The sequence below is a fragment of the Caproicibacter fermentans genome, from assembly GCF_014303955.1.
Classification (GTDB): Bacteria; Bacillota; Clostridia; order Oscillospirales; family Acutalibacteraceae; genus Caproicibacter; species Caproicibacter fermentans.
The window spans coordinates 3266290-3283360 of the sequence record NZ_CP060286.1 but is presented as its reverse complement, the minus strand read 5'-3'; the positions used below and the strand labels follow the sequence as shown (position 1 = coordinate 3283360).

Annotated in this window: 20 protein-coding genes, 1 pseudogene and 1 riboswitch; of the genes and pseudogenes, 13 read left to right on the top strand and 8 right to left on the bottom strand. The window is 47.7% G+C overall.

Annotation, left to right across the window (positions count from 1 at the left end):
* Positions 1–113 precede the first annotated feature (113 nt).
* Positions 114–635, top strand: coding sequence for a tyrosine-type recombinase/integrase (locus HCR03_RS16325; protein WP_159033367.1), 522 nt, complete (start codon positions 114–116; stop codon positions 633–635).
* A gap of 246 nt (positions 636–881) precedes the next feature.
* Here the strand turns inward: HCR03_RS16325 and HCR03_RS16320 are convergent, their stop codons facing one another.
* From HCR03_RS16320 to HCR03_RS16300, 5 genes are read right to left on the bottom strand one after another with little or no spacing between them, the layout of a single operon-like run.
* A complete protein-coding gene (locus tag HCR03_RS16320; RefSeq protein ID WP_187035403.1) occupies positions 882–1070 on the bottom strand; it encodes a ferredoxin in 189 nt (62 codons plus the stop codon).
* Between the two features lie 22 nt (positions 1071–1092).
* A complete protein-coding gene (gene hcp, locus HCR03_RS16315; RefSeq protein WP_187035401.1) occupies positions 1093–2724 on the bottom strand; it encodes a hydroxylamine reductase in 1632 nt (543 codons plus the stop codon).
* 20 nt (positions 2725–2744) lie between these two features.
* Positions 2745–2909 carry a rubredoxin gene (rd, locus tag HCR03_RS16310; RefSeq protein ID WP_187035399.1) on the bottom strand — a complete coding sequence of 55 codons (165 nt, stop codon included), beginning with the start codon at positions 2907–2909 and terminating at the stop codon, positions 2745–2747.
* Positions 2910–2930: 21 nt separating this feature from the next.
* A complete protein-coding gene (locus HCR03_RS16305) occupies positions 2931–3245 on the bottom strand; it encodes a cupin domain-containing protein (protein ID WP_187035396.1) in 315 nt (104 codons plus the stop codon).
* A 15-nt stretch (positions 3246–3260) separates the two neighbouring features.
* Positions 3261–3965, bottom strand: coding sequence for a 4Fe-4S binding protein (locus HCR03_RS16300; RefSeq protein ID WP_187035394.1), 705 nt, complete (start codon positions 3963–3965; stop codon positions 3261–3263).
* 98 nt (positions 3966–4063) lie between these two features.
* Here HCR03_RS16300 and HCR03_RS16295 point away from each other — a divergent pair, with 98 nt between their 5' ends.
* Entirely contained in the window at positions 4064–4723 is a 660-nt protein-coding gene (locus HCR03_RS16295) for a Crp/Fnr family transcriptional regulator (protein WP_187035392.1), read from the top strand.
* Between the two features lie 120 nt (positions 4724–4843).
* Here the strand turns inward: HCR03_RS16295 and HCR03_RS16290 are convergent, their stop codons facing one another.
* Positions 4844–5527, bottom strand: coding sequence for a Crp/Fnr family transcriptional regulator (locus tag HCR03_RS16290; protein WP_013485809.1), 684 nt, complete (start codon positions 5525–5527; stop codon positions 4844–4846).
* Positions 5528–5629: 102 nt separating this feature from the next.
* Between HCR03_RS16290 and HCR03_RS16285 the strand changes: the two genes are divergently transcribed.
* From HCR03_RS16285 to HCR03_RS16260, 6 genes are all read left to right on the top strand, one after another.
* A complete protein-coding gene (locus HCR03_RS16285) occupies positions 5630–6808 on the top strand; it encodes a 2-hydroxyacyl-CoA dehydratase family protein (protein WP_187035390.1) in 1179 nt (392 codons plus the stop codon).
* A gap of 49 nt (positions 6809–6857) precedes the next feature.
* The gene (locus HCR03_RS16280) at positions 6858–7256 is read left to right on the top strand and encodes a hypothetical protein (protein ID WP_187035388.1); all 399 of its coding nucleotides are present in this window, start codon (positions 6858–6860) and stop codon (positions 7254–7256) included.
* Between the two features lie 53 nt (positions 7257–7309).
* Entirely contained in the window at positions 7310–7966 is a 657-nt protein-coding gene (locus HCR03_RS20655) for a 4Fe-4S binding protein (protein WP_407926876.1), read from the top strand.
* Positions 7966–9198: a 2-hydroxyacyl-CoA dehydratase subunit D gene (locus tag HCR03_RS16270; RefSeq protein ID WP_013485813.1), complete on the top strand. Its 1233-nt coding sequence runs from the start codon at positions 7966–7968 to the stop codon at positions 9196–9198. The genes HCR03_RS20655 and HCR03_RS16270 overlap by 1 nt, the downstream gene beginning before the upstream one ends.
* A 4-nt stretch (positions 9199–9202) precedes the next feature.
* Positions 9203–10012: an acyl-CoA dehydratase activase gene (locus HCR03_RS16265; RefSeq protein ID WP_013485814.1), complete on the top strand. Its 810-nt coding sequence runs from the start codon at positions 9203–9205 to the stop codon at positions 10010–10012.
* A gap of 19 nt (positions 10013–10031) precedes the next feature.
* Positions 10032–10120, top strand: a riboswitch (cyclic di-GMP riboswitch).
* Positions 10121–10199: 79 nt separating this feature from the next.
* Positions 10200–10391, top strand: a complete 192-nt coding sequence (locus HCR03_RS16260) for a cysteine-rich KTR domain-containing protein (RefSeq protein ID WP_013485815.1) — start codon at positions 10200–10202, stop codon at positions 10389–10391.
* Positions 10392–10475: 84 nt separating this feature from the next.
* Here HCR03_RS16260 and HCR03_RS16255 read toward each other — a convergent pair whose 3' ends face one another.
* On the bottom strand, positions 10476–10817 hold the full coding sequence (locus tag HCR03_RS16255) for a helix-turn-helix transcriptional regulator (protein WP_013485816.1): 342 nt from the start codon (positions 10815–10817) through the stop codon (positions 10476–10478).
* 551 nt (positions 10818–11368) lie between these two features.
* Here HCR03_RS16255 and HCR03_RS16250 point away from each other — a divergent pair.
* From HCR03_RS16250 to HCR03_RS16235, 4 genes are all read left to right on the top strand, one after another.
* Positions 11369–11794, top strand: a complete 426-nt coding sequence (locus HCR03_RS16250; RefSeq protein WP_187035385.1) for a sigma-70 family RNA polymerase sigma factor — start codon at positions 11369–11371, stop codon at positions 11792–11794.
* A gap of 564 nt (positions 11795–12358) precedes the next feature.
* On the top strand, positions 12359–12544 hold the full coding sequence (locus tag HCR03_RS16245; RefSeq protein WP_187035383.1) for a hypothetical protein: 186 nt from the start codon (positions 12359–12361) through the stop codon (positions 12542–12544).
* Between the two features lie 124 nt (positions 12545–12668).
* On the top strand, positions 12669–14333 hold the full coding sequence (locus HCR03_RS16240) for a recombinase family protein (protein ID WP_187035381.1): 1665 nt from the start codon (positions 12669–12671) through the stop codon (positions 14331–14333).
* On the top strand, positions 14317–15975 hold the full coding sequence (locus HCR03_RS16235; RefSeq protein WP_187035379.1) for a DUF4368 domain-containing protein: 1659 nt from the start codon (positions 14317–14319) through the stop codon (positions 15973–15975). Before HCR03_RS16240 ends, HCR03_RS16235 begins: the two co-directional genes overlap by 17 nt.
* Positions 15976–16013: 38 nt before the next feature.
* On the opposite strand, the pseudogene HCR03_RS16230 reads toward HCR03_RS16235, so the two are convergent.
* Positions 16014–16430 (bottom strand): annotated as a pseudogene (locus HCR03_RS16230) (recombinase family protein); the annotation flags it as partial.
* Between the two features lie 231 nt (positions 16431–16661).
* On the opposite strand from HCR03_RS16230, the gene HCR03_RS16220 reads away from it, so the two are divergent.
* The gene (locus tag HCR03_RS16220; protein ID WP_187035377.1) at positions 16662–17036 is read left to right on the top strand and encodes a hypothetical protein; all 375 of its coding nucleotides are present in this window, start codon (positions 16662–16664) and stop codon (positions 17034–17036) included.
* The last annotated feature ends 35 nt before the right edge of the window (positions 17037–17071 follow it).

Here is a 17071-nt window from a genome sequence, read left to right as displayed (position 1 = left end):
CAAACGATTTGCGATTGATTTCTGCCGGTCTGTCATAAAAAAGCGAGAGTGAGAAGCCCCCTTCCTAAACAGCGCATGTTCTTGATGAAATGCTTAATGCGCGGATATGCGATGTGAAAACGGGATCTCCGGCAACGATGCAGTTGTTTGGCAAAGGAAAAAAAACCAGACGTGTTCCGCTGGCGCAGAGAACCGCCAGTCATTTCAAAAAATATCTACAGAGATTTCATCCGGATGAAAACGAATACTCGCAGAAATATATTTTCTACACCATGAGATACGGTGAGCACCACAGGATGACAGCCAACAATGTTCGGGTATTCCTACGAGAATACGGACAAAAAGCAAGGAAATACTGTCCGGAGATTCCTGAGAATGTCCATCCGCATCTGTTTCGCCACAGCCGAGCGATGCATCTGTACCAGAGGGGAATGGATTTGACGCTTGTATCTCAATGGCTTGGGCACGCAAACCTACAGACAACGCTTGTATACGCTCATGCCGATACCGAGCAGAAACGCAGGGCAATTGAGCTTGCAGAAAGTTCAAGCAGTCCGGCGAAAAAGAATCCTTCAACCGGAAAATATACAGTCAGTGACGAGGAAACATTGAAAAAGCTGTACGGGCTTAGGTGAGAACAGCCTTATTGCTATCACCAATTTCCCGATTCCTGGTTTTGCGTGAATAAAAAAGAGCGTTGCCTTTGCATTATTGTTATCACCAATCCGATGCTTAAAAAGCAGGCTGAATCGTTGCTCTACGCAGCTTTTCAACCTGCTGTCACGTCCTTTAGTGATAACAATTTTTTGTTGATAACTACTTTTGTTTCTTTCTTAATCAGCGCCCATCTGAAAGCCTTTCAAATGGGCGCTGATTTATGATTATTCTACCGTGATAACAGAGACGGGACAGTTATCCCGTGCTTCCGTTGCCGTGTCTTCCGCAGATTCAGGAACAGGGTCCGCGCAAACCTCCGCGCGCCCGTCATCAGCCATCCGAAATACTTCCGGACAGGTTGATGTGCATAATCCGCAGGAAATACAGCCCTTTCTGTCGATTGTTGCGTTCATATGCCAAATCTCCTTTTTTAAATCAGGCATCCATAAACAGCTTGATGTCATCGTCAACTGTTCCCACGCCTGCGATTCCGAATTTTTCAATCAAGACCTTTGCCACGCTGGGCGACAGGAAACCCGGCAGCGTGGGGCCTAGGTGGATGTTCTTTACGCCCAGGGACAGCAGCGCCAGCAGGACGATGACGGCCTTTTGCTCGTACCACGCAATATTATAAACGATGGGCAGGTCGTTGATGTCGTCCAGCCCGAAAACTTCCTTGAGCTTGAGCGCGATGACAACAAGCGAATAGGAGTCGTTGCACTGCCCAGCGTCTAGAACTCTTGGAATTCCGTTGATGTCGCCCAGCTTCAGCTTATTATAGCGATACTTCGCGCAGCCAGCAGTGAGAATCACAGTGTCCTTCGGGAGCTTCTCAGCAAACTCGGTGTAGTATTCTCTGGACTTCATGCGTCCGTCGCAGCCAGCCATGACGAAGAACTTTTTGATCGCACCGGATTTAACGGCGTCAACAATTTTGTCAGCCAGAGCAAACACCTGGTTATGGGCAAAGCCGCCGACGATGCTGCCGGTCTCAATTTCATCGGGTGTGGGAAGAGTCTTGGCAAGCTCGATGATTTTGGAAAAGTCTTTTTTGCCATTTTCGTCCGCTTCAATGTGCTTGCAGCCGGGATAGCCGGTGGAACCCGTGGTAAAGATTCTGCCCCGGACCTCTTCGCTTCTGGGCGGGACGATGCAGTTAGTGGTAAACAGGATGGGACCATGGAAGGATACAAATTCATCAAGCTGTTTCCACCAGGCGTTGCCGTAGTTGCCCGCAAAATTTTCGTATTTTTTGAAAGCCGGGTAATAATGGGCGGGCAGCATCTCGCTGTGGGTATACACATCCACGCCGGTGCCTTTGGTCTGCTCCAAAAGCTGTTCCAGATCGGTCAGGTCATGGCCGGAAATCAGAATTGCGGGATTTTTACGGACACCGATATCGACCTCAGTAATTTCAGGATTGCCGAACCTTGATGTGTTGGCTTCGTCCAGAAGGGCCATGGCCTTTACGCCGTATTCGCCGGTTTTCAGCGTCAGTGCGACCAGATCGTCAGCGGTGAGGGAATCGTTCAACGTTGCCGCCAGTGCCTCATAGATGAAGGCGTTGATGGTCAAATCTTCTTTTCCGATGTTTTTCGCGTGCTCGGCGTAAGCAGCCATACCCTTAAGGCCGTATGTGATCATCTCGCGGAGAGAACGCACGTCCTCGTTTTCGGTTGACAGCACGCCGACGGTAGCGGCCTTTTCCAGCATGGACGCTCTGGAACTTACCGTAAACGTGGCCGCATCGTGTAAACCCGCAGAAGCAACGGAATTTCTGAGCTTGTCTCTTACGGCAATCATTTTCATGATCTGCTTTTCAATAGAGCCGTCGTCGAAGTTCGCATTGGTAATGGTCATGAACAGGCTGCTGAGAACTTCATAATTTGTCTCGCCGAGGCTTTTGATATCGAGCTTCCCTTTGACTACGATCTGCGAGATGCCTTTGAGGGCATAAATCAGAAGATCCTGAAGCTTCGCTACTTCTTCGGTTTTTCCGCAGACGCCGCGCACTGCGCAGCCCTTTCCTCCGGCGGTTTCCTGACACTGATAACAAAACATGCTCATTTTGCTTCCTCCTTTAAAATTCAGTCTTCAACAGGTTCGAATTCGTCTTTGCCGACAAAACAAATCGGGCACTGCCAATCATCGGGTAAATCTTCAAATGCCGTGCCGTGCGCGATGCCGCTGTCGGGATCACCAAGCGCAGGATCATAGATATACCCGCAGGGAATACACCTGTACTTTTTCATCCGAGTTCCTCCTTCGTTTTCTCAGCTTTTCGGAGCGGGCGCTTTTACGACAATTAGTTCCAGCGTTTCGTCATGCACATTTCTGACATTCATTTTAGTTTGAAACGGGATTTTCAGCAGAGTCCCGGCTTCGTACTCATGGATTTCCTGTTCATCAAGGTCGATGGAGAGCCGTCCGCGAATGACGGTCATATACACGTTTGAATTGGTAAAGTGTTCCGGCAATCCCTCGCCTTTGTTAAACACCATGTGAAGGTAATGAAGGTTTTCGTCAAATATGACTTTTTCTATCACTTTTTCATTGGTTTTGGACAGTTTATACTCTTTTTCTATCATTATGATTACCTCCTGTCAATCAAGAATTTTCCCATCGGTTGAAATCGTCACTACTTGCCAAGGAATGAACTTGCCGCTGTTTTGAAGCGCCCTTTTTACCGCGTTTTCGATCCCGCCGCAGCAGGGGACTTCCATTCTGACGATTGTAACGCTTTTAATGTTGTTGTTTTTAATGATCTCCGTGAGTTTGTCGCTGTAATCTCCTTCGTCAAGCTTGGGGCAGCCAATCAGGGTCACTTTGTTCCTGATAAACCTGTTGTGAAAATCGCCGTAAGCATAGGCCGTACAGTCGGCGGCGACCAGTAGATTGGCGTCCGCGAAATACGGAGCATTGATCGGCGCAAGTTTGATTTGGACGGGCCACTGTGACAACTGGCTTTTGTTTTCGCTGATATTGGAATGGACGGCCTCACACTTATTTTCCCGATGGATGGATTTAGATTGTGTGCCAGGGCATCCGCAGGCCAACGTTTCTGCTTGCTGGCTCAGCTTGCTTTTCTTCACGGCGGCTTCATCGTATTCTTTCGCTTCGCGTTCTTCGAAACTGATAGCTGCTGTCGGGCAGGCCGGCAGGCAGTCGCCGAGGCCGTCGCAGTAATCGTCGCGGAGAAGCTTGGCCTTTCCGTTTATCATTCCGATTGCCCCTTCGTGACAGGCTTTTGCGCACAGTCCGCAGCCGTTGCATTTCTCTTCATCAATTCTGATAATTTTTCGAATCATGTTCCGTCCCCCACTTTCAAGTTGTTGTTGACTTTATGGTTTGAGTTTACTATTCTTAAATCAATAAGTCTGTTGGAATTCCAACGAAAGAGGATTTTATGAGAAATTATTTGGATGTATTGAAAACAGTACAATTATTCAGAGGCATTGAAGAGGCAGATTTGCAGCCGCTTTTGTTGTGCCTGGCCGCGAAATCGGTTCGTTTTGAAAAAGGGCAAACCGTATTTTCCAGCGGCGAAAGCATCGAAAAATTCGGCATTGTTCTATCGGGACAGGTTCAGGTCGTTCAGGATGACTATTACGGAAACAGAAGCATCCTCGGAAAAATTGACATTGGAAATCTGTTCGGGGAATCCTTTGCCTGCGCGGAAATAAAAATGCTTCCGGTCAGAGTAATCACAACGACCGAAAGCGAACTGCTATTTATCGACTGTCACAGGCTTGCCGTTCCATGCGCCAGGGCGTGTGCTTTTCACGGCAAGCTCATTCAGAATATGCTAAGCATTATAGCCATGAAAAATATAGCGCTGACGCAGAAAATTGAATTTACGTCAAAGCGTACCACTCGCGAAAAGCTCCTTGCCTATCTCTCGGCCGAAGCGAAGAAAGCAGAAAACACCCGTTTCAGTATTCCTTTTAACCGGCAGGAACTCGCGGACTACCTTTCCGTCGAACGCAGCGCCATGTCGGCTGAGCTTTCAAAGCTCAGGGACGATGGCGTTTTGAGCTACCACAAAAATCAATTCAAGCTGTTATAAGAAACCAGCGCGGTAGTCAGTCTCAACGATACCTCTGACGTTAATGATAAAATAAACCATATTTCTTGCCGCAAAGAATGACATAATTATGGCACTGTTTGCTTCAACATAATAATATTTTTAGGAATCAATGTGCAGTTTGTTCAGCAAATCAACATCCGTGATGGTAATCTGTTTTGAATCATAGATAATAAGACCATCTTTTCTCATTTTATTTAGCTCTCTTGATAAGGAAGGCCTTTGAACTCCTATTTTTTCAGCCAACTCTTTTTTTGTCATATCCAATTTAATGGTTGTAGACTTTTGAACGCGATACTCGTAAAGTAAAAACTCAATGATGCACTGCCTGATAGTTTTCAATGCCAAAGTCTTGATTTTCCCCATTAAAATCAATGTTTTGTCTGATGCAGACTGGAGAAAACCATTTAAGAACTTCATGTTTTCCTGGCACAGCTTTATAATTAATTCCTTCTTGATTTGGAGAATTTCCGTATCACACTTTGCTGTGATCGTCATGGGATAAAAATTTCTATGTGAAAAAAGAAGATTTTCTCCCATAGCCTCACCAGCCGAAAAACTGCAAATCGTGAGCAGATCCCCATCCGAATCAATTTTTTGTACTAAGACAGTCCCGCTCAAAATGATGTCAAGGCTTTCACATTTTTCGTTCTGAAGATGTACTATGGAATCTTTGAAGTAAGTGCTGGTACGGTAAAGATTATTTTGAAACAATTTATCCAGTTCATTATTCGAGAAGCACTTAAACAGATTTACCGTTTCTAGAAAAGAAATAAAATTATCCAAAATATCGCACCTCTCTTCAAAGGAGTAACCATGGTTACTCCTTTCACTTTTGTTTTTGATTATAATACAAAAGTATCAAAGATGAAAGGGGACTTAAATGTTTTGGATAAAAAATATGAGGATCAAATCCTGAAATCGATGGATGCCGTGCGCGAAAAAGCACCAGATATCCCGCTGGATTATTTTTTCGATATCTGGAAGGGATTCTGGTTTGGGGAACAAAAGACAGAAATGCCGTCCATAGCGGTATTGGGAACCGGTATTCCTGAATTATATATTCGGGCTACCGGCGCGAAACCGTTATTTTTGCTGGGAGGCAATTACTTTACGGATCAATACGCAGAACAGGTGTTTCCGCAGATTTCGGACCCTGTGCTCAAATCTGCAAGCAGCATTCTCTTTTCCGAACAGCTTGCCTGCATGAGGGATATTACCGCGATGGTTGTTCCGGTGAGCAACGCAGATACGCGTAAAGTTCTGCCTTATTTCAAGGATCTGGGGCATCCGGTAATCGTGATGGAGGAGGAGCCGTTTCTGGATTCAAAAGCCACATCACGGTTTCGGTCGTCACAGATGGATTTAGTTATGGAGCTGCAAAAGCTCACACACCGACCGATCACCGCCAAGAGCATCCGAACTGCCGCGAAGCAAATCACCAGCGCACATGATGCCATCCGGCGCCTTAAGACTATGGATATTCCGCAAATCGCAAAGGATTTTATCAAGCAGACCTATTATCTTGCTCCTGACATTCAGGAATGGACCGACCGCGTGAATGGATTCGCCGAGGAAAACCTGAAGCCGATGCCCGAAAACCGGTCCCATCTGCTGCTGATCGGGTCACCGATCTTTTTCCCGAATGTCAAAATCCCGACTGTATTACATAATGTCGGCATCCGAAATTATGAGAATCACTGCGGAGTCCCTGATCCGGAGGATTACACAGAGCTTATGGAGCATGATCCTTCCTCGCTAAATTCCATGTTCAGGGATCTGAATGAACTTCATTACAGATCGGCACAAAACGATATTGCTCGCGCACTGTGTTCTGATACTTCTTTCCTGCAAAACGCCAGCGGCGTCATCTACCATCTGCTCAAGGGGCAACTCATGTATGCTTATGAAGCGAATCGGATTGAAAAGGCCGCCATCAGGGCGGGGATTCCGTTCGTCTGCATTGAAACGGATTATACGAATGCCGATACCGAGCAGATCAGAATCCGCCTGGAAGCTTTTTCTGAACTGCTGATGCAGACCGGAAGACTGTCCGCAGCAATATGAAAATGAATACTCACCAGTTTATAAACTCAAAGCGATTAAGGAGGAACTTATGTCATTCAGCTTTCTTTTACAAGAACTGCATCGAAAAGTTATGGAAAAAACAAAAGCGGCAAAAGCACACCGCGGAATAATAACCATCGTGATTGCCGCCATTCTTGTTACAATCGTTTTTTTCGCTGTCAAAGCAAATCTTGCGCAGAATCCAGCAGGCCGGACATTAACTCCCGTTAGCAGCACTACTCAAAGCGACGAAAGCACGACAATTCCAAACGGCGGTAATCAAAACGAAACCGCTATGCAGGCTAAGACGCTCAAGCGTATCGAAAATGTTGCCTCTATTTTGGGTATTGCCGTGTTGACATCGGGAGGCATGACAGTCTATTACAGAAAAAAGAAAAACCGCGTTAAACCGCTTCCGGTACTGCGGAGTGAGGAGGAAACACATTGAAGCAGCGTAAAATTACAGCTTTTCGTATCACATGTCTTCTGATTGCCGCTGCCGTGCTCGCTTTCCTTGGAAGCAGATACCGGATTATTATTTTATTGCTCAGCATCTTCAGTGCTCTAGTTTTTGGGCGTCTCTGGTGCGGCTATGTTTGTCCGCTGGGATTTTATCAGGAACTACTTTCAATGCTTCGGAAAAAACTGCATATTCCGACGTTCCACGTGTCATTAAAGGTGAAATCCTATTTGCGTCCGCTGAAATGGATCATACTTGTATATTTTCTGGCCAGCGTTTTGTTTTTTGGGCTGCGCCCAGTTATGTATATACGGCCCGACCTTTCCTTCAGCAGCGCAGATATGAGTATCTATAAAATCATTATTGTCGGTATTGTAACGGGAATTTGTTTTCTGAAAGAAAGGGCGTTCTGTAAATACTGCCCGCTAGGGACACTCCGGGGCTTTGTCAATAAAATCAGCTTCGGAAAAATTAAAAAGGACGGCACCGCGTGTACACACTGCCGCGCTTGTCTTGAATGTTGTCCAATGGATATCCGCTCCATTTATGAAGAACGCAACAAATCCGATATCACTCACTCGGATTGTATCTACTGTATGAAATGCATTGAGGCATGCCCGGAGCAGGATGTGCTTTCCTTTACCCTATTTGGGAAAAAGGTATTGTCATCCAAACGTAATAGTAAGCAGGTGAAATAATGGAAGAGCGTACATTAGAACGTTATAAGCGAAATATTTCGCGCGTTTCGGCTGGTTCACTGAAACAGTTGACATCCATAGGAGATGTTCCCAAGGGGCTTGAATATTTTACGAATGTTCTTAAAAGAACATTCGTCGATTTTGAAAAGGATGACAACGAGTACATAGGTAGCTACTGCGTGATGGTGCCGGATGAAATGATATACGCATTCGGCTACAGGCCGCTGCGCTTATGCGCTGGGCACAGCGTTGCGGCGATGATCGGGGATGAGATCGTCCCGCGTGATGCCTGCCCAGTCCTGAAGGCAACTGCCGGTTTTCACGCAATGCGCGTCATGCCGATCTATCAGCAGTGCAGGCTGGCAGTGCTGCCGATGACCTGCGATGGCAAGCGAAAAAGCGCTGCGCTTTTGTCGCAGTACCTTCCGGTTATTCCCTTGCCAATTGAAATGGATAAGTCGGAGGAACGCTTTGCGCAGAACCTGCAAAACATGCATGCTCTCATGAAAAGTATTTCCAAAGAAACGGGCCGCAGGTTCTCCAACCGGAAACTGATTGAATCCTGCAAAAGCATTAATGCGGCACAGCAGGAAGCATATAAACTATACGGCTTGCTCTCATCCGACAATCCGCCTGTCACGGGTTCACAGGTTATGGCTGTGCTGAACAGCTATTGCTATGATACGCCGGAAAGCTGGGCGCAGCACGCGAAAATACTAAATGCCGGACTTTCCCAAAAAGCAGCTGCCATGCAGCCTTTGAAAAGGAAAAAGCCGCGTATCTTTATCGCAGGCTCTCCCATTACATTTCCAAACTATAAACTGCCGTTTTTGATGGAAGGTCTGGGGGCACAGATTGTCGGAGACGAGACGTGTATGGCGGGGAGGCTTTTATATGACCCCGTTGTTCCTGATGAGTACAGTACAGACGGCATCTTACGTGCGCTTACGGCGCGATATGTCTGCGCATGTACGTGTCCGGTATTCGAGCAGACGGACGATCGCCTCAGCAGTCTCACAGAAAAACTGCGTCAGACGAAAGCGGAGGGCGTTATTTATCATATCCTGCGCGGCTGCACGCCTTACGACTTCGAATTGTCCATGGTGGAACAGCTGGCAGATAAGCTTGATATTCCGGTTCTGCGTGTGGAAACAGATTTCTCCGCCGAGGATGCAGAACAGGTAAAAATCCGTCTGGAAGCGTTTGTTGAATTGATAGAACAAAGGAGATAAATACATGGGAAACTATTATGTGGGGCTGGATGCCGGTTCGACATACCTGAAAGCGGCATTGATAAAGGATAACTGTGTTTTAGGCGCTGAACTTCTTCCAACAGGCATCGACTGTGAGGAAACTGCGGCCAAATTGCTGGAAAAGATCTATGCGAGCCAAAGTATCACACGCAATGATATCGCCGTAATCACCGCAACCGGATACAGCAGGCGCAGTATCGGCCTCGCAGATGCCACAATTTCAGAAATCACCGCTCATGCCTGCGGTGTACAATTGACAGCCCCTGAAAACGTGCATCCGCGCTTGATCATTGATATCGGAGGCCAAGACAGCAAGATCATCAGCCTTGGCCCCGATGGACATATCGTTAATTTTACAATGAATGATAAATGCGCCGCTGGAACAGGAAAGTTCTTGGAGGTCGTGGCTGATCTTCTGGAAACTACCATTGATCAGATTGCTTCGCTTGCGAAAGAGAGTACAGACCCCTGTCAAATCAACAGCACCTGCGCCGTTTTCGCCCAGACGGAAGTGATCTCTCTTCTTGCTCAAAAGAAAAGCCGAAGTGATATCCTTGCAGGTATGCATATAGCCATGGCAAACCGTATCGCCAAAATGGCGCGTAAATATAAGTCGGATGGCGATGTGATGATGACCGGAGGCGGCGCTAACAATGATGCTCTTCGATCTGCGTTGGAAGATGAACTGATGTGCGATATTTACAAGGCAAATTATCCGCAGTTCAACGGCGCAATCGGAGCTGCTTTAATTGGCAGGCATAACACTGAAAAAATGCAGGTCCAAATTTCTTAATTTAGCATATAAAATTAAATATCAGAAAAGGCAAACTGACCGAAAGGCAGGGGCATAAAGCCAAGAGTCTAAGGTAAATAAACGTACTATGATAGTCTGGTTGCAAAAAACATATCTTGACTCTGCCACTCCGGATAGAGTCAAGATATGTTTTGATTATGAATGATAAAACTATGACAGGAGTGATATTACGACGGAAATCAAATGGGTATTATGCCCTGTTTGTAATAACAAGACACGTCTAAAAATCCGTGAGGATACAATCCTTAAAAACTTTCCGCTATTTTGTCCTAAGTGCAAACATGAGACACTAATAAATGTACGACATCTGAAAATATCAGTTATCAAAGAGCCAGCCGCTGAGACGCAGAGCCGATAACATGTGAGATTAATCACAGTTATCGGCTCTCCTTGTACATGATCTATAAAGTTGATTGTACTTGTGGTTAAGTTAGTTCAAATACTATCCCTTGTTTTCATGGCGGAGTTCTTTCCAAATACCTCTTGCTGATGCAATAGCAATTTGCTGTTCTTGCTCGTTAGCATCCCGGAACTCCCGAATAAATTGTTCCTGCTCTGGCGTACCAGTTACATCCTCGGGACGAAAAATAAGATCAGCTGGAATACTTAATTCTTGAATGATTTTATAAAGGACCTCAAATGTTGGATTTCGTTTTCCAGTTTCAATGGCAATGATGGTTCTTAAAGAAACTTCTATTTTGTCAGCAAGCGCTGTTTGTGTCATTCCGCGCGATATACGGGCTCCTTGAATGATAGTACCCATTCGCTTCATGTCATAGTGCATTATGTATCACCTCTTATCTAAGTTTAGTAGAAAAAAGATGATTACATAATGTGGTTGTGCGTCATATTTGCATGCAACATATTTCACAAAAATAACAGCCGGACAAGGCAAGAAAAAAAAGACTGCTTTGGCGGGTTATATTAATGCATCCAAAATCAAATGAGTCACCTGCCAAAGCAAACTGAAAGGAGCTTTGGCAGATGTTGTTTTTACTACCAAAATACCACTTTTATAGAAAGGTGGCAGTTTAGCAGATGGCCTGAATATTCTATGGGCAATCTTCCAAGGTAATCGCTTAAAAAAAGTTATTGCTCCATAAGGATAAATTCTAACCTTGCATATGCAAGCTATGACATAATAGTATGTAATTTGTATCAATTTCGACGTACCATGCGGAGGATATTCTGCTTTGGTACGTTTTTTATCTTCTTTTCTCTGGATAAATATTTCTGGTACGTTAGACGCGGTGTGATATAAAGCCCCTCTGCCGCTCCCCTCCATCCTCTGTTTCGATTTGCCCAAGCCTAAAAATCGAAACGGAGGAAAAGAAAATGGTCAAGATCAATCTGCGGGACTATTATCCCGATTTTTATACCACCGACTGCATCATTGAGGTACCGGACGAGGTTGCGGCACTCATGGATTCCTATGAACACGCCGAAGCCGCCTACTATCTGCGGAGATACCGTCATAAGGCGTATTACTCTCTGGATCGCGGCGACGGCATCGAGCGTGACATCCTGTTCGTGTCCCTGTCCCCCTGCGAAATCTATGAGCGCAAAGTGACGGCTGAGCAGCTTCACGCTGCCATCGCCGCCTTGCCGGATAAGCAGGCCAAGCGCATCTATGCTCATTACTTCTTGGGAATGAGCAAAAGTGCCATTGCTAAGGCAGAAGGGGTAAATAAAAGTCAAATCTCACGTTCTATCAATAAGGCGCTGAAAAATATGGAGGCAGTCCTCAAAAATTTCATTTAAGGGAGCAACTTTTGCCCTGAAGATGAAAAGGCTTATGAGGGATATGTTTTTATTCTTCGCTGAACCTTGAAAATCGAATAAGGGACAAGCCGGATACATACCGCAAGCAGCGGCATACAGGGAGCCGGACGGCGGGCGCGCCACGATCTTTCCTTACGCGGGAGAGGGGATGATTGATTTTCAGCGTAACGGAAAGGGAGCGAAAAACATCAGCGCCGTAAGCAGAACAGCGTCTTTCAGACGCAGGGCGGCTCTGCGGCAAGCATCTGTATGCAATGAAACTTCCGTTCAGTCACAGTCCGAGGCGTGCAGAGCCAAATTTGGAATTTGGCTCGAAACCGCTCGCAGGCAATGAGAACGGCCCGCCATCAGAATGGGGGGAGGTGCGATTCCTATGGTAACAGGTACGCCGCCTGTTCGTCCGGAATGTCTGTAAACATAAAAAGCAAATCGAAACAAGGGGACAGCCGCGCCGAAACGCGCCAGCCGTATGACTGCTCTATCTTATAATCGGCGCGGCTGTCATTTTTATATGGGTATGGTTTGGAATGGAGGTGTCTCTTTATGGAGCAAGCCACACCATGCGGAAAAGCAAATACATCTTACAAGGAGGTCAAGATCGGGAATACGCTGTATCGCGTGACCAGCGTGTTTTCCGGTGAGAAGGACCTGGGGCATACGCTGGAACAGCTCGCCGTCCGGCGCGCCATGACAGAGCTTACACCGCCCCGCATCCCTTCTGCTTCTTAACGATAAAACCTCTCGGCCAGCCGCATCCTTGCGCGGCGAAAGCTCCCGCGTTATCCTGATGATGTCCGAGAGCCATAAAACCGCACGGGGTATGATGCTGAGATGATCGGGAGGTAAAACATAGATGATCGAAAAAACATACAACGTGGGTATCTACTGCCGACTGTCCAACGACGATGAGCGCGACGGTGAATCCGCCAGCATTGAAAATCAAAAGCTGCTTCTACAACGGTACGTCCGGGAACGCGGCTGGAATGAAATCGACGTATATACCGACGACGGATATTCCGGAACGAATTTTGACCGTCCCGGCGTCCAGCGATTGATTGAGGATGCCAAAGCAAAGCGCATCAACGTGATCTTAGTCAAGGACCTGTCGCGTTTCGGCAGAAACTACATCGAATTCGGGCAATACACAGATTACCTGTTCCCTTCCATCGGGTGCCGCTTCATTGCGCTGAACAACGGCATCGACACGGAAAGCACCAACGGCAGCACCGATGTCATGTGCTTTTTGAACTTATTTAACGAGTTCTACAGCCGGGATACCAGCAAGAAGGTCAAGGCCGTCAAGAAAGCGTGTGCGGAGGACGGGAAATTCATGGGAACCTATCCCGCCTACGGCTACAAGCGCGACCCTGCGGATAAGCACCGTCTTGTGATTGACGAGGAAACCGCGCCGGTTGTGCGCCGGATCTTCGCCATGCGCTGTCAGGGCATGGGCTTTTGGTCCATTGCCGTCGCGCTCAACGAGGAAGGGATTCAGCCGCCCGGAGTGCTGTACTATCAGCGCAAGGGGCGAAGCGATCCGCGTAAAGTCAACCATCAGTGGGCCAATACCACCGTTCAGGTTATCCTCCGAAACGAGGTCTACATCGGCAATATGGTACAGGGCAAGCACGGGACGCTCTCGTATAAATCCCGCAAGCTCATTGTAAAACCGAAGGATGAATGGATACGGGTGGAAAACACTCACGAAGCGATTATCCCCCGCGACGTGTGGGATACCGTGGTCAGTATCGACCAGAAGAAGGTACGGAAATCTCCCGCCGCCGCAGGCCGAAAAAGCATTTTCACCGGCCTTGTCTATTGCGCCGACTGCGGCTTCAAAATGCGGTCCCACAATGAGACGCGCAAGTACAGCAACGGCCATACGCAGGTATTTCATTCCTTCATCTGCGGCAATTACAGCCGCAGCGGGAAAACCGCTTGCACCATCCACATGATTTATGAGGATGTGCTGAGTAAGCTCGTATTGGCGGATATCCGGGAAAAAGCACGGTATGCGGAGTACGACAGGGACCGGCTTGTGGCGCAGATCACCCGTCTGAAAGATAAGGAAACCCGCAGCCGCCTGTCCTCCTATGAACAGGAGCTGAAAACGGCGACCGACCGCGTTGCCGAGCTGGAAAAGCTGATGCAAAATCTTTACGAGGACAAATGCAAGGGCATCATCCCGCAGACCGTGTTTCAGACCCTGATGCAGAAATACGAATCCGAGCGCGCGGAAAAAGCCGCCGCCCTCCCGGAATTGGAACAAAAGGTCCGGGCGCAGCGTGGAAACAGGCAGGACGCGGACCGCTGGACGGAGATTATCCGGCGCTATACGGAAATCACGGAGCTGGATGAAACCATCCTGTTTGAGCTGGTGGACCGCATTGAGGTGGGCGAAACCCAAAAGCAGGGCGATTTTCGCGTCTGTGACATCAAGGTGCATTACCGCTACGTCGGAAATGTGGACGAGGCGCTGACGCAGGAAAAGAGGGAGCGTTATGAAAAAGCTGTATAAGGTCGGCATCTACTGCCGCCTGAGCGTGGACGACGCCTCCAACTCCGCGAAAGCGAAAAGCTACATCCCCGCCGACGAATCCGCCAGTATTGAAAATCAGCGGGAAATCCTCTCCAAATTCGTGATGCTGAACGGCTGGACGGAGGTGAAAACCTACGCCGACGACGGGTACAGCGGCGGCAACTTCCAGCGCCCCGGTTTTCTGGAGATGCTGGAAGACGCCAAAAAAGGTATCATCAATTTAATCCTCGTCAAAGACCTGTCCCGGCTGGGGCGCGACTTCGTGGAGGTGGGACGGTACACGGACGTTGTATTTCCCTCCCTTGGGTGCCGTTTCGTTTCCGTTCTGGACTGTCTGGACACAGAGGGTGACAACACCGATATGCTCCACTTCCGCAGCCTCATGAACGACTACCATTTGAAGGATTTAAGCAACAAAATCAAATCCGTGCGGTACGCCAAAATGAAAAGTGGGCAGTTTCTTTCCGCTTACGCCCCTTACGGCTACCGCAAAAGCGAGGACGATAAACACAAGCTGGTGATCGACGAATACTCCGCCGCCGTGGTGCGCAGAGCCTTTTCCATGCGGCGGGACGGCGCGGCCTACGGCAAGATTGCCGCCGCTTTCAATCTGGACGGTATCCTTTCCCCTCGCGGGTACTGGCACAGCCTGTACGGAACCGGCGAATGCCGGTATTCCCAGTTCTGGACCTGCGCAACTGTAAAAAACCTTCTGAACAGCGAGGTCTACCTTGGAAACCTGCTTATGAACTATACCGGCTCCCGTTCTTATAAGGACGGCACGATGATTTACAAGCCGGAATCCGAGTGGATACGGTGCGAGGCAACCCATGAAGCAATCGTTGCTCCGGAAGAATGGGAGGCCGTGCGCAAAATTAACGAAGCCGCAAAGCGCCGCGTTGAGAATAACCGAAAGCCGACCCGAAGCCTTTTTTCCGGCAAGCTGGTCTGCGCCGATTGCAAAGGTCCGCTTGGCGCAAGCACAGAGACACAGCATCGTAAAAACGGCACCGTAAAACACTATGTTTCCTACTGCTGTGAGAGATACATCCAGTCGGGCCGGAGCGTTTGTTCCTGGCACCGTATCTATGAAATGACGTTGGCGCAGATTGTGATGGCTGAGATCAAAGCGGACGCCGAGGCCGCCTCTCTGGATGAAGCCGGTGCGGTGGAGAAGCTCAAACGTCGGATGGCGCAGTATGATGACCAGCGCACAGCGAATACCCGTCAGGAAATCGGAAAACTGCGCCGCCGCTTGCAGGAGTTGGAGAGCATAACCGCAAAGCTCTATGAGGATAAGGTTAGCGGCGCGGTCAGCGAAAGCACCTTCTCGGTGCTGATAACAAAAAACGAACAGGAGCGCCTTATCAAAGCGGAACGCCTTGACGCGCTTCTGTCCGAAGTTAAAAAATCCGATCAGGATGCCGCCGACATTCAGAATTGGGCGGCGACGATACGCAAATATCTGAACTTACAGGAACTTGACCGGGAAACCATCGACGAGCTGATAGACCACATTGAAATAGGCGAACGCACCGTCGTTGACGGTAAGCGCAGGCAGGATGTGAAAGTGTTCTATCGTTTCGTCGGACAGATCAACCGGGAACTTGATATGCAATGAAAATAGGCCGTCTTACAGGTTTTGAGTATTTTTCAGCACGACGTTCCCCAATAATGTATGCTCTTCATGATGTTGCGGAAGGGGGTAAAATCGTCATCGTCTCTGGCGCTGTCAACGCCGTCGTTGACGGCAATCAGTCGAACATTTTTCTGCCGCAGAATCTCCATGATCTGGCCGACTTTGAGATAATCGCGCCCCAAGCGGCTCATGTCCTTCACAATGACAGCCTCTACATGCCCTGCCTCGACTTCCTTCATCATAGCTGTAAATCCGGGGCGGTCAAACCGGGTACCGCTTATACCATCGTCGGTGAAGTGGGTCGGGCGGGGAAATCCGTTTCTCCGAGCATATTCCTCCAGCATTTGCTTCTGGTGGGATATGCTGTTGCTCTCGCCCTGCAACTCGTCGTCACGGGATAACCGTTCGTATAGCGGAGTAATTTTGCCGTTTCCCATGCTTGCGACCTCCTATATGTAAAATGCTCTAAGCAGCTTCATTAACCATGACAAAAAACATGATAAATAAGCCTCTTAGAGCATATAACACCCGCCGCCAACTTATACTTTTTATATTGCCGGACGGCGAAGTGGTTTGGCTTCTCTTTCTCCAGAGCTTCAAACATGAGATCCACGGGATTTTTAAATTCTTCGTCATCTTCTCTCACTTCCGAGGCGTTGATAAATTCGATGAGCGTGGCCACCGAAATATCTGAACTTACAGGAGATAACAATTTCAGCATTTTTAGCGTGCAAAACACAATTAAATCATTGCTCTCCAAGAAAGTCATAGAGGTATCATCTTATACAAAAGTTTATAAAACAAACGCACGTGAATATAAACCTTTGTTAAGCGCTAATGATTTTGCGACAATGCAGTTTACACATTATTTTGATCCGAGCAAGGAAACTGCAATTCCTCATCTAGTAGCAACCCTGCTTAAACTGGAAAATACGGAAAATGAATCAAACGTTATCGATGAACTTGAAAAAATGTTAAATGACAGAAAAAAAGAAATTGAGAATGAAAAATCGGGTGATTTGTGTTTGTCAACCAGAAAGTAGACCAGGCGCTGACTTAAAAGTATACCACTACCGCC

What these genes read in the sequence shown, in the direction of transcription:
- HCR03_RS16320 (WP_187035403.1), bottom strand. Translation starts at nt 1,070, where the DNA reads ATGAACGCAACAATCGACAGAAAGGGCTGTATTTCCTGCGGATTATGC.
- hcp (WP_187035401.1), bottom strand. Translation starts at nt 2,724, where the DNA reads ATGAGCATGTTTTGTTATCAGTGTCAGGAAACCGCCGGAGGAAAGGGC.
- rd (WP_187035399.1), bottom strand. Translation starts at nt 2,909, where the DNA reads ATGAAAAAGTACAGGTGTATTCCCTGCGGGTATATCTATGATCCTGCG.
- HCR03_RS16305 (WP_187035396.1), bottom strand. Translation starts at nt 3,245, where the DNA reads ATGATAGAAAAAGAGTATAAACTGTCCAAAACCAATGAAAAAGTGATA.
- HCR03_RS16300 (WP_187035394.1), bottom strand. Translation starts at nt 3,965, where the DNA reads ATGATTCGAAAAATTATCAGAATTGATGAAGAGAAATGCAACGGCTGC.
- HCR03_RS16295 (WP_187035392.1), top strand. Translation starts at nt 4,064, where the DNA reads ATGAGAAATTATTTGGATGTATTGAAAACAGTACAATTATTCAGAGGC.
- HCR03_RS16280 (WP_187035388.1), top strand. Translation starts at nt 6,858, where the DNA reads ATGTCATTCAGCTTTCTTTTACAAGAACTGCATCGAAAAGTTATGGAA.
- HCR03_RS16270 (WP_013485813.1), top strand. Translation starts at nt 7,966, where the DNA reads ATGGAAGAGCGTACATTAGAACGTTATAAGCGAAATATTTCGCGCGTT.
- HCR03_RS16265 (WP_013485814.1), top strand. Translation starts at nt 9,203, where the DNA reads ATGGGAAACTATTATGTGGGGCTGGATGCCGGTTCGACATACCTGAAA.
- HCR03_RS16255 (WP_013485816.1), bottom strand. Translation starts at nt 10,817, where the DNA reads ATGCACTATGACATGAAGCGAATGGGTACTATCATTCAAGGAGCCCGT.
- HCR03_RS16250 (WP_187035385.1), top strand. Translation starts at nt 11,369, where the DNA reads ATGGTCAAGATCAATCTGCGGGACTATTATCCCGATTTTTATACCACC.
- HCR03_RS16245 (WP_187035383.1), top strand. Translation starts at nt 12,359, where the DNA reads ATGGAGCAAGCCACACCATGCGGAAAAGCAAATACATCTTACAAGGAG.
- HCR03_RS16240 (WP_187035381.1), top strand. Translation starts at nt 12,669, where the DNA reads ATGATCGAAAAAACATACAACGTGGGTATCTACTGCCGACTGTCCAAC.
- HCR03_RS16235 (WP_187035379.1), top strand. Translation starts at nt 14,317, where the DNA reads ATGAAAAAGCTGTATAAGGTCGGCATCTACTGCCGCCTGAGCGTGGAC.
- HCR03_RS16220 (WP_187035377.1), top strand. Translation starts at nt 16,662, where the DNA reads ATGAGCGTGGCCACCGAAATATCTGAACTTACAGGAGATAACAATTTC.